Below are 14,897 nucleotides of genomic sequence, written 5' to 3'. Positions count from 1 at the left end.
GATGATTTGCGTGCAGCTGATGGTGAGTCCCGTAAACCGGTATGGCCGCATGGGCTGTGCCGGGGGCCAGACACTGCGCTACCCCGCAGGGCGACCGATACACGGGTTCGTGATCGCTTTTCACCCGCTGCATGTGAAAAGAGCCTTCGAGGATAGCCGCCTGCGGCGCTAGCCGGAGGCGGGCAGGTTGCGAACCGCTGCTGTGTCTCGCCCGTTCAGGGAGTGGCGTGGCCAGCCGGCACCGGTTCAGGTGCTTTCCAGGCTTCTCCATACAGTTCGATGAAACGGCTACCGGCGAGGGTAACGCGTCGGGGCGTTTTGATTGGGCCTGAACAGCCCAGGGAGAAAGATCGTGGAGATGTTGTCCGGCGGCGAAATGATCGCCCGCGCCCTCGAGGACGAGGGAGTCGAGTTTATCTTCGGCTACCCCGGCGGAGCGGTGCTGCATATTTATGACGCCTTGTTCAAGGCGAGCAAGATTCCCCATGTGCTGGTGCGGCACGAGCAGGCGGCGACCCACGCCGCCGACGGCTATACCCGCGCCACCGGCAAGCCCGGCGTGGTGCTGGTCACCTCCGGCCCCGGCGCCACCAACGCGGTGACCGGCATTGCCACTGCCTACATGGATTCCATTCCCATGGTGGTGCTGTCAGGCCAGGTGGCCAGCCACCTGATCGGTGAGGACGCCTTCCAGGAGTGCGACATGGTGGGGATTTCCCGGCCGATCGTGAAGCACAGCTTCATGGTGCGCAAGCCGGAAGACATCCCCGGGATGATCAAGAAGGCCTTCCATATCGCCACGACCGGTCGCCCCGGCCCTGTCGTCATCGACATCCCCAAGGATGCCACCCGCCCGGATGCCAAATTTGAATACGTCTATCCGGAAGCGGTTAAAATCCGCTCCTATTCGCCGGCCCAGCGCGGCCACACCGGGCAGATCAAGAAGGCGGCGCGCCTGCTGCTGTCGGCCAAGCGCCCGGTGATCTACTCCGGAGGCGGTGTGGTACAGGGCGAGGCCAGCGGCCTGCTGACCCAGTTCGCCAGGGACCTTAACTACCCGGTCACCAACACCCTGATGGGCCTCGGCGCCTACCCCGGCACCGACCGCCAGTTCCTCGGCATGCTCGGCATGCACGGCCTGTATGAAGCCAATATGGCCATGCACCACGCGGACGTCATTCTGGCGGTGGGGGCGCGCTTTGACGACCGGGTCACCAATACGGTCAGCAAGTTCTGCCCGAGTGCCAAGATCATTCATATCGATATCGATCCGACCTCGATTTCCAAGACTGTGCAGGCGGACATCCCCATTGTCGGCCCGGTGCAGTCGGTACTCGCCGATCTGGCGGAGCAGGTCGAGCAAATGCGCAACAAAGACGCGGAGTTGCCCGACCAGGACGCACTGGATCGCTGGTGGCAGCAGATCGACGAATGGCGCGGCAAGCACGGCCTGTGGACGGGACGCCGCTACGGCGAGAGTGACATGATCATGCCCCAGCAGGTGATTGAAAGCCTGTCCCGGGCCACCGGCGGCAATGCCTATGTGACCTCCGACGTCGGCCAGCACCAGATGTTTGCCGCCCAGTACTACCGCTTCAACCAGCCCCGCCGCTGGATCAACTCCGGCGGCCTCGGCACCATGGGCTTCGGCCTGCCGGCGGCGATGGGCGCCAAGCTGGCCTTTCCGGATGCGGATGTGGCCTGTGTCACCGGCGAGGGCAGCATCCAGATGAACATCCAGGAGCTGTCCACCTGCACCCAGTACAACCTGCCGGTAAAAATCATCAACCTGCGCAACAACTATCTCGGCATGGTGAAGCAGTGGCAGGACATGCAGTACGAAGGCCGCTACGCCATGAGCACCTACGAGGACTCCCTGCCGGACTTCGTCAAGCTGATGGAGGCCTACGGCCACGTCGGCATGCAGGTGCGCAGGCTGGACGAACTGGATGCGAAGATGGACGAGGCCTTCGCCATGAAAGACAAGCTGGTCTTCCTCGATATCTTCATCGACCCGATGGAGCACGTGTACCCGATGCATGTAGCGCCCAACGGCTCCATGAAAGATATGTGGTTGAGCAAGAACGAGAGGACCTGAACATGCGACGTATCATCTCCATCCTGCTGGAAAACGAGCCCGGCGCGCTGTCGCGGGTTGTGGGCCTGTTCTCCCAGCGCGGTTACAACATCGAGACCCTCAATGTGGCGCCGACCGAAGACGCCACGCTGTCGCGACTGACCCTGACCACCATCGGCGATGACCGAACCATCGAGCAGATCACCAAGCAGCTCAACAAGCTGGTGGATGTGGTCAAGCTGGTGGACCTGACCGAGGGCACCCATATCGAGCGCGACCTGATGCTGATCAAGGTGCGCGCCAGCGGCGGCGCGGCGCGGGACGAGGTCAAGCGCACCACCGACATCTTCCGCGGCCAGATTGTGGATGTGGGCCCCAACGTCTATACCATCCAGCTGGTGGGCACCGGTGAAAAGCTGGACGCCTTCGTCGCCGCCATGGCCGAGGCGGAAATCCTCGAAGTGGTGCGCTCCGGCGTGGCGGGCATCGCCCGCGGCGAGAAGGTGCTGCGGCTGTAAATCGGAGCACTGGGCAACCCGCCCAATGGCGAATCACCGCCTGCGCGGGGGGCACAAAGCGTGATTGCCGCAGGCTGTATTGAACCCGGTTGGCCTGCGGTTCCTTTTATCGGGTTAAGGATCTGATAGATGTCCCGCAAACTGATTTCCAGCGGCTCGGAATTCGAGCAGAAAATTGGCTACTCGCGCGCGGTGGTGGATGGCGATTACGTCTTCGTCTCCGGTACCACCGGCTATGACTACGCCGCCAACCGCGTCAGCGACGATGTCGTCGAGCAGACCGAACAGTGCTTTCGCAATATCCAGGCGGCGCTGGAGGAGGCCGGCAGCGGTATCGCCAACATCGTGCGCGTCACCTACATCCTGCCCAACCGGGATGACTTCGAAGCCTGCTGGCCGGCCCTGAACAAATGGCTGGGAGAGGTGCGTCCGGCGGCCACCGTGTTCGAGGCGCGCCTGCTGGACGATGCCATGAAGATCGAGATCCAGGTTACCGCACGGCTGAGCGAAGCCTGAGAATGACGCCGGCGTTAATCCGGCATTGATGATATGAACGGGGGCACGGCCCACTAGTGCCCCCGCTTTGCTTCCATCCGCTTGAGCAGGGTGGACATGATCATCTTGTACAGCTCCATCCCCAGGTACTTGTCTTCCACGCCGCTGTCGATACTGGGGTTGTCGTTGACTTCGATCACAAAGCCCTTGCCTTTGCTTTCCTTCACATCCACACCGTAAAAGCCATCGCCAATAGGGCGGGTGGCTCGCACTGCGGCGTCCAGCACCGCCGGCGGTACCTCGAAGGTGGGCAGGGTGTCGAAACCGCCGGAGTCCGTCTTGTCGCCGTGGCGGTAGATCTGCCAGTGGTCCTTCACCATGTAATAGCGGCAGGCATACAGCGGTTTGCGGTCGAGGATGCCAACCCGCCAGTCGAAGTCGGTGTACAGGAACTCCTGGGCCAGCAGCAGGGTGGAGCGCTGGAACAGGCGCTTGCAGATGCTCTCCAGCTCCTCGCGGTTGGCCGCCTTTTCCACGCCCTTGGAAAAGGCGCCGTCGGGGATTTTTACCACGATGGGGTAGCCGAGCTGGTCGCCGAGGGTATCCAGCTGTCCGGGCTGGTCCTTGTACAGCACCACGGTTTTCGGCGACGGCACCTTGTGGGTGCGGAACAGGTCCGCCAGGTAGATCTTGTTGGTACAGCGCAGGATGGAGTTGCTGTCATCGATCACCACCAGCCCTTCGCTCTCGGCCTTCTTGGCAAAGCGGTAGGTGTAGTGGTCGATATTGGTTGTGGTGCGGATGAGCAGGCCGTCGAACTCCGGCAGGCGCAAGTAGTCGCGCTGGGTAATCAGCTCCACGTCCACGCCCAGTTCCTTGCCGGCTTTTACAAAGCGCTTCAGGGCCTTGTCGTCCGAGGGCGGCATCGCCTCGGACGGGTCCACCAGCACCGCCAGGTCGTAGCGGGCGGCTTTCTGCTCGCGCTGCTTGCGCCACACCTTGCGGCTGAATTCGTCAACGGCGGCGGCGAAGCCGTTTTCTTCCTCTTCGCTCAGTCCTTTCGGTGAGCGCGGCTTGAGACTGGCGATTTCCCACTGGCGGCGGTGGCGCAGGGTGATTTCCAGGATGGGGCAGGGGAAGGTTTCAAACAGCTCCCTGGCCAGATCGCCAAAGCGCTCGTCCGCGGTGTGGCCGAAATAGCTCAACAGGCTGATTTCGCTGCCGGTATCGGCGTGCTTCAGGGTTTTATCCAGCTCCTCGTCGAGGTCGTCGAGGTGGATGCGGTACAGGGCCCGCTTGCTGAGATCGTTGAGGGTGCGAACCGAGGGGATCACCTTGTGCCCGCGCGCCTCGGCCAGCAGGGAACAGTAGTAGCCCTGGCTCAGGTAGGCAAAGCTGCGGCTGAGGTTGATCACCCGGGTGCGGGCCTGGCCCTCGGGATAGTTGCCGTTCATGTAGTCGGCGAAGGTGATCACCTGCTCGCTGGGGTAGTAGGGTGCCCAGTCGCTGCGTTTGTCGATCACGATCAGGGTTTGGGACATCAGTGACTCTCGGGGTGTTATTGAGGGTGTATTGCGGGAATGCCGGCGAAGTATTTGCCCACTTGCGGGGGCCGTCAATCGGCCAGTGCAGAATTACCGAAGTCGGTTGGTGCCCACCGCCCGCCCGCGGCGGTGGGCGGGCGGTTCAGGCGGCCGCCGCCGCAGGTGCCTGCTGGGCGCCGCGAATCAGCTTGCCGGGCAGGCGACCGGTGGGTTCGCCGTCGCGCATGATGATTTCGCCCCCCACCAGGGTGTAGCGATAGCCCTCGGCGCCCTGGAACACGCGGCGGCCGCCGGCAGGCAAATCGAAGATGATCTCCGGGCGCTTCACCTGCAGGGCGTTGAAATCGATGATGTTGATGTCGGCTTTCATGCCGGGTTCCAGGGTGCCGCGATCGTCCAGCCCCATGCAGCGGGCGGTGTCGTGAGTGTGCATTTTCACCGCTTCTTCCAGCCCCAGGCGGCCGCCGCTGGCGCGGTCGCGCACCAGGTAGCTGAGCAGGTAGGTGGGCACACTGGCGTCGCACAGCACACCGCAGTGGGCGCCGGTGTCGGCCAGGCTGAGTACCGAGTTTTCATCCTTGAGCATGGCGAACTGCCGTGACAGGTCGCGGCTGTCATAGCCGAACAGGGGGCAGTAGAGCAGGGTGGTACCGCCGTTGGCCAGCAGGGCGTCATAGGCATAGGCCGCGCTGGATACACCGGCCTGTTGTGCCATGTATTCGATGCTGTCCTCGTAGCGCGGTTCGTAGTTGGGGGTGTCGCCCATCACGTAGAGGTTATCGTAGCCGCGGGTGATGGCGTTGAGGAAGAAGTCGCCACCGGTGTCGATGGGGGTTTCATTGATAATGGCCTCGCGCACCTCGGGCTTGCGCAGTTGTTCGAGTCGCTCTTCCCGCGACAGGCCGGCCAGGGGTGCGTAGTGCTGATGAAACATGAAGGGGTTCACGGTGCCGTCCCAGCCCATCAGGATGTTGACCGGCCGCGCCCCCACATGGGGAATCAGGCGGGCGCCTTCCTTGCGCGCTTCGCGCACATAGGCGAGCTGTTTCTGGACGCGCTCCCAGTCGCTTTCCTCGCGGAAGAACAGCACGAAATTGACCTGGCAGTTGTTGTCGATCGACAGCTGCTTCATCCAGGCCATTTCCTCCTCCCAGTCGTCGAAATCCGACACCAGGCCGTAGATGCCCTTGCCCATCTGGCCGATGGCGCTGCCGATGCCCAGCAGTTCGCCGGCATCGGAGTAGGTCCCAGGCATGACCTGGCCGTCGCGGGTCGTGTGCAGCTTGGTGCGCGAGGTGGTGAAGCCGATGGCGCCGGCCTCGATGCCCTCGCGGACAATGGCGGCCATCTGGCGCACATCGTCCTCGGAAGCCGGCTCGTTGTTGACGCCGCGCTGACCCATGACATAGGTGCGCACCGCGCAGTGGGGCACCTGGGCGCCGATGTCGATGGCGCGGGGTTTGCGATCCAGTGCGTCCAGGTATTCGGGGAAGCTCTCCCACTGCCACTGGATACCCTCGGCCAGGGCCGCGCCGGGAATGTCCTCCACGTCTTCCATGACTTCGATCATGCGCTGGCGCTCTCTGTCATCGGCGCGGCAGGGGGCGAAACCGACGCCGCAGTTGCCCATGATCAGGGTGGTGATGCCGTGGTGGGCGGCGGGGCTGCACAGGGCATCCCAGGTGGCCTGGCCATCCATGTGGGAGTGGGTGTCCACCCAGCCGGGAGTGACCAGGGCGCCGCCGGCGTCGATGGTTTCCCGGGCTTCACCGAGATCGGTGCCAATAGCGGCGATGCGGCCATTGCGGATGGCGACATCGGCCCGCCGGGCGGGTGCGCCGGTACCGTCGACCAGCGTACCGTTGATGATAAGGGTGTCGTACACGCGCTATCCTCCGTCCTTATGATTATCTGGAGACGCCCGGGGCAGCGCAGCGCCATGGCGCTGCCGGTGCAATGGGCAGAGTCCTAGACTAGCACTCCGCGGCGGAGGGTAAAGGCCGCGACGAAGGCGCGAACGCGGACTGGTTTATCAATTTGCGCTGGGCGGGCAGTGCGCTTTAGGTGGCGCCGAGCATGGCCTTGAGATGGGCCTCCACGCAGCGCCCCAGGGCCAGCAGGTGATAGCCGCCTTCCAGGCAGGATACCAGCCGGCCCCCGGCGCTGGCGTCGGCCTGCTCGCAGAGGCGCCGGGTCACCCAGGCGTAATCGCTGTCGACGAAGTTGAGCCCGGCCATGTCGTCGGCCTGGTGGGCGTCAAACCCCGCTGAAACCAGCAGCAGTTGCGGTGCAAAATCCGCCAGCCGCGGCAGCCAGTCGCGTTCTACCGCAGTGCGCAGCGCGGCGCCGTCGCTGCCGGTCGGCAGCGGTGTATTGACCACGTTGCCGGCACTGGGGCCGCTGCCGCTGTAGGGGTAGAGGGGGTGCTGGAAGGTAGAGCAGAACAGAATGCGCTCGTCGCCGGCCACGATGTTCTCGGTACCGTTGCCGTGGTGCACATCAAAGTCGAGGATGGCCACCCGTTGCAGGCCGTGATCCCGCAGTGCGCGATAGGCGCCCACCACCACATTGTTGAACAGACAGAAGCCCATGGCGCGGGCGCGCTCGGCGTGGTGTCCGGGTGGGCGCACGGCGCAGAAGGCCTTGCTGTGCGCGCCGCTCATTACCAGGTCGACGCCCAGTTGGGCGGCGCCGGCGGCGTGCAGGGCCGCGCTCAGGGTGTGCGGGTTCATGGCGGTGTCTTCATCCAGCTGGATATGGCCGCTGGTTGGTGAGCGCAGGTACAGGGACTGGATGTAGTCGTTGTCATGGACCCGTTCGAGCAGGTCGCGTTCTACCGCCGGAGCCTCGTAGTGGCGCAGGGCTACATCCAGGCCGCTGGCCAGCAAGCGATCATTGATGGCGTTGAGTCGCGCCGGCTGTTCCGGGTGCGGCCCCATCTCGTGCTGGAGGCATTCCGGGTGGGTGATATAGGCAATAGTCATCGATTGGCTCCCGCAGGAATGGGCCGGGCGGGGAGCATTGCCCATCCTCTGGCGTCTATACTGGGCGTAACTCTAGTACAGGAGCCCTTCCAGGTTAAGGGCCGCGCGCCAATGAGACGACACCGCCTTTACCGCATCTTTGAACCCGCCTCGGTGGCTGTGGTCGGCGCCAGCCCGCGGCAGGGTTCAGTGGGCTACCAGGTGCTGCACAATCTGCAGGCGGCGGGTTTCAAGGGCGCGATTTTCCCGGTCAATCGCCGCCACAGTGACATTCTTGGCCTGACCTGTTTCGCCAGCGTGACAGATATCGGCCAGGCGGTGGACCTGGTGGTGATGGCCATTCCGGCCGAGCGTATCCCCGGGGTCATGCACCAGTGTGTTGAGGCGCGGGTCGGCGGCGTAGTGGTGATCTCCGCCGGCTTTGGCGAAGTGGGCCCGCTGGGTCGGCAATTGCAGGACGAGATCGTCGAACTGGCCCGGGCCGCCAACATTCCCCTGGTCGGCCCCAACTGTCTGGGGGTGATGCGCCCCAGGCTCGGCCTCAATGCGACCTTTGCCCACAGCGAGGTGCGTCACGGGCCGGTGGCGCTGGTGTCGCAGTCCGGGGCCTTCTGTACCGCGCTGCTGGATGCCGCCTGGTCCGGTGGGCGGGGGTTTTCCGCGGTGGCCTCCCTTGGCGCCACTGCCGATGTCGATTTTGGCCAGGTGCTGGACTATCTCTCGCTCGACGCCCATACCCGCAGCATTCTGCTTTACATAGAAGGAGTCAACGATGCCCGCGCCTTCCTCAGCGGCTTGCGGGCGGCGGCGCGGCTGAAACCGGTGGTGGTGATCAAGCCCGGCCGTTTTCAGGCCGGGCGCCGGGCAGCGGTTACCCACACCGGCGGCCACCGGGGCAGCGACCAGGTATTCAATGCCGCCCTCGAACGGGCCGGCGCGGTGCGGGTGAATACGGTGAATGAACTGCTGGCGGCGGCCAACACCCTGGCGTCAGGTGTGCGGGTCACCGGTGACCGGCTGGCCATTCTCACCAACGGTGGCGGTCCGGGCGTTATGGCGGCCGATCGCGCCGCGGAACTCGAGGTACCGCTGGCGCAATTGTCCGACTCCAGTATCGAGGCGCTCGGTGAAATCCTGCCTCCCCACTGGTCCCTCTCGGATCCGGTGGACCTGCTGGGGGACGCCGGCCCGGAGCGCTACCAGAGGGCACTGGAGATTGTGCTGGCGGATCGCAACGTCGATGGCGTGGTGGTGTTGCTCACCCCCCAGGGCATGACCGAACCCGAGGCCTGTGCCGAGGCGGTCATTGCCGCCGCGCGAGGCAAGCGCAAGCCCGTGCTGGCCTGCTGGATGGGGCAGAACCAGGTGCGCGAAGGGCGCTGGAAACTGCAGCGCGAAGGGATACCCCATTTCAACAGCCCGGAAGCGGCGGTGAACGGTTTCGGCTATCTCGCCGCGTATTACCGCAACCAGCAGAAGCTGCTGCAGGCACCGCCGCCGCTGGCGGCACACCGCGCGCCGCGGGTGCAACAGGCCCGGGACATTATCCGCGCAGCGCTGGGCGATGAGCGCAGGCATCTGGACAATCTGGAAGCGCGGGCTGTGGTGGCTGCTTTTGATATCCCGGTGTCTGCCTGTACCAACGTCACTGATCCGGAGGAGGCCCGGCGCGCCGCCGAGACGCTGGGCCTGCCGGTAGTGCTGAAAATCAACTCCCCGGATATCTCGCACAAGAGCGACGTCGGTGGAGTCCGCCTGAACGTGCGCGAGGCGGACTCGGTACCCGCGGCGTACCGGGAGATTCGCGCCGCGGTAGCGGACCGGGCGCCGGACGCCCGGGTACACGGCGTGACTGTGGAGAGCATGGAACTGCGCCCCCACGCCCGGGAAGTGGTGGTGGCGATCGAGCGCGACCCGGTGTTTGGCCCGGTGATCCGCTTTGGCCCCGGCGGACTGGCGGAGGATATCCTCACCGATACCGCGGTGGCGATCCCGCCGCTCAGCGTGTTCCTCTGCGAAGAACTGATCCAGCGCAGCCCCGCCCAGCGCCAGCTGGTGGCGCACCGCTACCTGCCGGCGGTGGATCGCGAGGCACTGGTGGAACTGCTGATGCGGGCCTCGGAACTGGCCTGCGAGCTGCCGGAAATCCAGCGCCTGATTCTCAATCCGGTGCTGGTGGACGAGAACGGTGTGCTGGCGGTGGATGCCTGGCTGGCGGTGTCTCCTGTCCGCAGCGAGGCAGGGCCCTTCGATCATCTGGCCATCCACCCCTATCCCCCAGGTATGACGAGTGCATTGACGAGTCGCGACGGTCGCCAGTTCCTGGTGCGTCCCATTCGGCCCGAAGATGCCGCGATGGAGCGGCGCTTCGTCGATGGCCTGTCGTCCGAGAGTCGCTATTTTCGCTTTATGTATGGCATGGGCGACATCACGCCCGCCATGCTGGCGCGCTTTACCCAGATCGACTACGACCGGGAGATGGCCCTGGTGGTGGTGGAGAACGACGACAGCGAGGCGGCCGCCATCAAGGCGGTGGCGCGTTATGTCGCCAATCCTGGCGGCGAGTCCTGCGAATTTGCCCTGGCGGTGGCGGACGATATGCAACGCCAGGGTATCGGCAGTGAACTGATGCGCCGCCTGATGGAGATGGCGCGCCAACGCGGCTTCCGGGAAATGGAGGGCGACGTGCTGGCCCAGAACAGCAAAATGCTGAAGCTCTGTCGCGGTCTCGGTTTCACCCTGCGCCGCGACCCGGACGATGCAGAAATCATGCAGGTCAGCCGGCCCCTGCAGTCCCCGGCTGCGGCGCCAGTGGTATGATCGCAGGTCCTCTTTGCCTTCTGGAGAAGACCATGTCGAAGCCCTTGAGCCGCGTTCTGCTGCCGGCAGTTTCCCTGGCTGCAGCCTGCGCATTGCCGGCGCTTGCGCTGGATTATCCGAAAACGCAGACCGTTGAGCAGCAGGATGATTATCACGGCACCGTCGTGCAGGATCCCTACCGCTGGCTGGAGCAGGATGTGCGCGAGTCCGCCGAGGTGGCCGCCTGGGTCGAGGCGCAGAACAAGGTCACTTTCGGCTACCTGGACGACCTGCCGGGGCGCGAGACGATTGAGCAGCGCCTGACCGCCCTGTGGGACTTCGAGCGCTATTCCACCCCGCGGCGCTACGGTGACTTCTATTTCTACAGCCGCAACGACGGTCTGCAGAACCAGGCTGTGCTGTATCGCAGCAGGGAGCCGGGGGTCGATCCGCAGGTGGTGCTGGATCCGAACGGCTGGTCGCAGGATGGTACTGTGGCGCTGGCGGAGGTTTCTGTCAGTCCCGATGGCCGCTATGTGGCCTATGGCATCCAGGACGGCGGCAGTGACTGGCGCACCTGGCGGGTAAAGGATCTCGGCAGCGGCAAGGTGCTGGACGACGAACTGCGCTGGATCAAGTTCTCCCATGCCAGCTGGGCGGCGGATGGCAGCGGCTTCTATTACAGCCGCTATCCGGAACCGGCCGAGGGCGAGCAGTTCCAGAGCCTGAACACCGATATGGCGGTGTACTTCCACCGGGTGGGCACGGCCCAGGACCAGGACCGGCAGGTCTATGCGCGGCCCGATCATCCGGACTGGGGCTTTAACGCCGAGGTCAGCCACAGTGGGCGCTACCTGTTCATCAACACCTGGATCGGCACCGATGATCGCTATCGGGTGGAAGTCATCGACCTCGAGGACGAAGCCGGCCGGGTCACTGTCCTTGAGGATGCATTCCGGGCGGACTTTTCCCTGATCGAGGTCGTTGACCATACCGCCCTGTTTCGCAGCACCCTGGATGCCCCCCGGGGCCGCATAGTCAGCTACGATCTGCGTCAGGGCGCGGGCGGCACCTGGCGGGAAGTCGTGCCACAGCAGGAACCGGTACTGCAGGGGGCCAGTCTGGTGGGTGACAAGCTGGTGCTGGACTACCTGCAGGATGCCCACAGCAAGGTGAGCATTCACAGTCTGCAGGGCAAAACCCTGCGCGAGGTGGCCCTGCCCGGTCTCGGTACCGTGTCGGGCTTTGCCAGCGCGCCGGATGATCCTGTCACCTACTACAGTTTTTCTTCCCTCAATCGCCCCGCGACGGTGTATCGCTACCATGTCGACAGCGGCAAGAGCGAAGTCGCGCTGGCGCCGGAGCTGGCGTTCAACCCGGATGACTTTGTGGTCAAACAGGTGTTCTACTCCTCCGCCGATGGTACCCGGGTGCCGATGTTTATCGCCCACCGCAAGGGGCTCAAGCTGGATGGCAGCAATCCCACCCTGTTGTACGGCTACGGCGGTTTCAATATTTCCCTGACCCCGACGTTCTCGGTGACACGCCTGGCGTGGATGGATCTGGGCGGGGTGTACGCCCAGGCCAACCTGCGCGGCGGCGGCGAGTATGGTGAAGCCTGGCACAGGGCGGGGACCAAACTGCAGAAGCAGAACGTGTTTGACGACTTTATCGCCGCGGCGGAATACCTCGAGGCAGAGAAGTACACCAGCCCGGAACACCTCGGTATTTACGGCGGCAGCAACGGCGGCCTGCTGGTGGGGGCGGTGGTCAACCAACGGCCCGACCTTTTTGCCGCTGCGATTCCGGCGGTCGGGGTCATGGACATGCTGCGTTTCCAGCGCTTTACCGCCGGTCGCTTCTGGGTGGATGACTACGGTTCGTCCGACAACCCGGAGGAATTCAAGGCCCTCTACGCCTACTCGCCCTATCACAATATCCAGAAGGGCGGTGATTATCCCGCGGTGCTGGTGACGACCGCCGATACCGATGACCGGGTAGTGCCGGGGCACAGCTTCAAATACATCGCCCGCCTGCAGGATGCACAGTCTGGCGACGAGCCGGTGCTGATACGCATCCAGACTCGCGCCGGACACGGAGCCGGTAAACCGACTTCCATGCTGATTCGCGAGTACGCTGATATGTGGGCCTTTATGGCCGCGCACCTGGGGCTGACGATTGGCGCGTCCGATTGACCGCCTGATATACAATCGCTCTATCGTTCCAACACTGGAGAATCGCCATGGCGAACCCGACCAAGATCCGCGACTGCATGCACCGCAACCCCCTGACCATCCGCCAGGACGAGAATCTGGTGAAGGCGATCTCCATGATTCTGGAGTACAAGCTCACCGGACTAACTGTCACCAATGGCGAGGGCGCAGTGGTGGGCATCCTGTCGGAACTGGATTGTATCCGCGCCGTGCTGACCGCCATTTACAACGATGGCGACCCGGAGCACAAGCTGGTAGAGGACGCGATGGACGGCGATGTCCAGACCTGCACCTCCGAAACCAGCATTGTCGAGGTGGCCCAGGCCATGGTGGACACCCGCCAGCGCCGGCGCCCCGTAGTGGAGGGTGGCAAGCTGGTGGGGCAGGTCAGTTCCAACAATGTGCTGTGGGCCCTGATGGAGCACAGCCGCCGCAAAGTCCTCGACCAGCGTGGTGGTTGAGGTACTTTCATGAAGACCATTGGTCTGCTGGGGGGCATGAGCTGGGAGAGCACCCAGACCTATTACCGCCTGATCAACCAGGGAGTGCAGAAGGCGCTGGGTGGCCTGCATTCCGCGCGCATCGTGCTCGACAGCGTCGATTTCCAGGAACTGGCCGACCTGCAGGGCGCGGACGACTGGTCGGGCGCCACGGCACTGCTGGTGGATGGCGCGGGCAGGGTTGCCGCGGCCGGGGCGGACTGCGTGATGATCTGTACCAATACCATGCACAAGGTGGCGCCGGAGATCGAGGCCGCAGTGGATTTGCCCCTGCTGCATATCGCCGATGCCGCAGGTAAAGCCCTGGCGGCGCAGGGTGTTACCCAGATTGGCCTGCTCGGCACGGCATTCACCATGGAACAGGACTTCTACCGCGAGCGCCTGAGCAGCGGTTTTGGCATCTCGACCCTGGTGCCCGAGGCGGATGATCGCGCTGTAGTGCACCGTATTATTTACGAGGAGCTGTGCCAGGGGCAGGTGCTCGATGCCTCACGCGGCGAGTACCTGCGCATTATCGATACACTGGCCGCCCGCGGCGCCGAGGCCGTGGTGCTCGGCTGTACCGAGATCGGCCTGCTGGTGCAGCAGGAGCACAGCGCCGTGTGCCTGCTCGATACGACCGCAGTCCACGCCGCAATGGCAGTGGACTTTGCTTTGGCCAGTTAAGCGCCGCTGGAACTTTCATTGCCAGTGGCGGCCATTCGTGGATAATGCGCCGCCTTTCCCGAGCGGCTGACGGGCCCGCTTTGCGTTCTCTGAAAGTGGCCCCTATAGTCTGTTTTGAGGCGGCGCGGAATGCGTCCCGGTGATCCCGGGTACCCGCTGCACATTCACCAACCAGGCAGGTTTATGAAAATAGGTATTCTTTCCCGCAATCGGAACCTCTACTCCACCCGGCGTCTGGTGGAAGAGGCCCAGACGCGAGGGCACGAAGTGCGCGTTATCGACGTGCTCAAGTGCTATATGAACATCACTGCCAACGATCCCACGGTGTATTACCAGCGCTCCGCCGACCAGGTGGAGCCGGTGGCTTTTGAGGCTGTGATCCCGCGCATCGGTGCCAGTGTGACCGCCTATGGTTGCGCCGTGTTGCGCCAGTTCGAGGTGGGCCACACCTATTCGATCAATGAGTCCATTGCCATCACCCGCTCCCGCGACAAGCTGCGGGCGCACCAGTTGCTGGCCCGGCGCGGGATCGGCCAGCCCGTTACTGCCTATGCGCACTCGGCGCGGGCCACGGATCACCTGATAGAGTCGGTGGGCGGTGCGCCCCTGATTCTCAAACTGACCAACAGCACCCACGGTAACGGCGTGCTGCTGGCGGAAACCAAGAAAGCCGCCGAGGCGCTGATCAACGCCTTCCGCGGGATCGGTTCCGACTTCCTGGTGCAGGAATTCATCAAGGAGGCCGGCGGCTCCGACATTCGCTGTTTTGTGGTGGGAGAGAAAGTGATCGCCGCCATGCAGCGCAAGGCGAGCAAGGGAGAGTACCGCTCCAACCTGCACCGCGGCGGCACCGCCGAGGTGATCAAACTGCAGCCCGAAGAGCGACGCCTCGCCATTCGCGCCGCCAAGGTCATGGGGCTGGACCTGGCGGGGGTGGATATCCTGCGCTCGGCCCACGGCCCGCTGGTGATCGAGGTGAACTCTTCGCCCGGCCTGGAAGGTATCGAGACCGCCACCGGCATCAATGTGGCGAGCAAGATCATCGATTACGTCGAAAAGGACTCCCAGGCCGGCCCCAACAAGCCCAGGGGTCGGGGCTAG

Annotated in this window: 11 protein-coding genes; 8 read left to right on the top strand and 3 right to left on the bottom strand. The window is 64.1% G+C overall.

Annotation, left to right across the window (positions count from 1 at the left end; genetic code table 11):
* Window positions 1-352: 352 nt before the first annotated feature.
* From FVW59_RS15495 to FVW59_RS15485, 3 genes are all read left to right on the top strand, one after another.
* Window positions 353-2,098 (top strand): acetolactate synthase 3 large subunit, encoded by a 1,746-nt coding sequence (locus tag FVW59_RS15495; protein ID WP_148065272.1) that lies wholly within the window; start codon window positions 353-355, stop codon window positions 2,096-2,098.
* 2 nt (window positions 2,099-2,100) lie between these two features.
* Window positions 2,101-2,595 (top strand): acetolactate synthase small subunit, encoded by a 495-nt coding sequence (gene ilvN / locus FVW59_RS15490; protein WP_148065271.1) that lies wholly within the window; start codon window positions 2,101-2,103, stop codon window positions 2,593-2,595.
* 129 nt (window positions 2,596-2,724) lie between these two features.
* Complete coding sequence (locus FVW59_RS15485) at window positions 2,725-3,111, top strand: RidA family protein (RefSeq protein WP_148065270.1); 387 nt, start codon at window positions 2,725-2,727, stop codon at window positions 3,109-3,111.
* A 53-nt stretch (window positions 3,112-3,164) separates the two neighbouring features.
* Here the strand turns inward: FVW59_RS15485 and FVW59_RS15480 are convergent, their stop codons facing one another.
* From FVW59_RS15480 to FVW59_RS15470, 3 genes are all read right to left on the bottom strand, one after another.
* A complete protein-coding gene (locus FVW59_RS15480; RefSeq protein WP_148065269.1) occupies window positions 3,165-4,631 on the bottom strand; it encodes a RimK family protein in 1,467 nt (488 codons plus the stop codon).
* 145 nt (window positions 4,632-4,776) lie between these two features.
* Window positions 4,777-6,519, bottom strand: coding sequence for an N-acyl-D-amino-acid deacylase family protein (locus FVW59_RS15475; RefSeq protein WP_148065268.1), 1,743 nt, complete (start codon window positions 6,517-6,519; stop codon window positions 4,777-4,779).
* Window positions 6,520-6,694: 175 nt separating this feature from the next.
* On the bottom strand, window positions 6,695-7,618 hold the full coding sequence (locus FVW59_RS15470) for a histone deacetylase family protein (protein ID WP_148065267.1): 924 nt from the start codon (window positions 7,616-7,618) through the stop codon (window positions 6,695-6,697).
* Between the two features lie 111 nt (window positions 7,619-7,729).
* Here FVW59_RS15470 and FVW59_RS15465 point away from each other — a divergent pair, with 111 nt between their 5' ends.
* The 5 genes from FVW59_RS15465 (at window position 7,730) to rimK (ending at window position 14,897) form a co-directional block, all read left to right on the top strand.
* On the top strand, window positions 7,730-10,438 hold the full coding sequence (locus FVW59_RS15465; RefSeq protein ID WP_148065266.1) for a bifunctional acetate--CoA ligase family protein/GNAT family N-acetyltransferase: 2,709 nt from the start codon (window positions 7,730-7,732) through the stop codon (window positions 10,436-10,438).
* 32 nt (window positions 10,439-10,470) lie between these two features.
* Entirely contained in the window at window positions 10,471-12,612 is a 2,142-nt protein-coding gene (locus FVW59_RS15460) for a prolyl oligopeptidase family serine peptidase (RefSeq protein WP_187275923.1), read from the top strand.
* A gap of 47 nt (window positions 12,613-12,659) precedes the next feature.
* The gene (locus tag FVW59_RS15455) at window positions 12,660-13,091 is read left to right on the top strand and encodes a CBS domain-containing protein (RefSeq protein WP_246139756.1); all 432 of its coding nucleotides are present in this window, start codon (window positions 12,660-12,662) and stop codon (window positions 13,089-13,091) included.
* A gap of 9 nt (window positions 13,092-13,100) precedes the next feature.
* Window positions 13,101-13,796 (top strand): aspartate/glutamate racemase family protein, encoded by a 696-nt coding sequence (locus tag FVW59_RS15450; RefSeq protein ID WP_148065265.1) that lies wholly within the window; start codon window positions 13,101-13,103, stop codon window positions 13,794-13,796.
* Window positions 13,797-13,979: 183 nt separating this feature from the next.
* Entirely contained in the window at window positions 13,980-14,897 is a 918-nt protein-coding gene (gene rimK / locus FVW59_RS15445; protein WP_148065264.1) for a 30S ribosomal protein S6--L-glutamate ligase, read from the top strand.

The organism is Parahaliea aestuarii, from assembly GCF_008064635.1.
Lineage (GTDB): Bacteria > Pseudomonadota > Gammaproteobacteria > Pseudomonadales > Halieaceae > Parahaliea > Parahaliea aestuarii.
The sequence above is the reverse complement of the archived record's forward strand: the minus strand, read 5'-3'. Positions and strand labels throughout refer to the sequence as shown.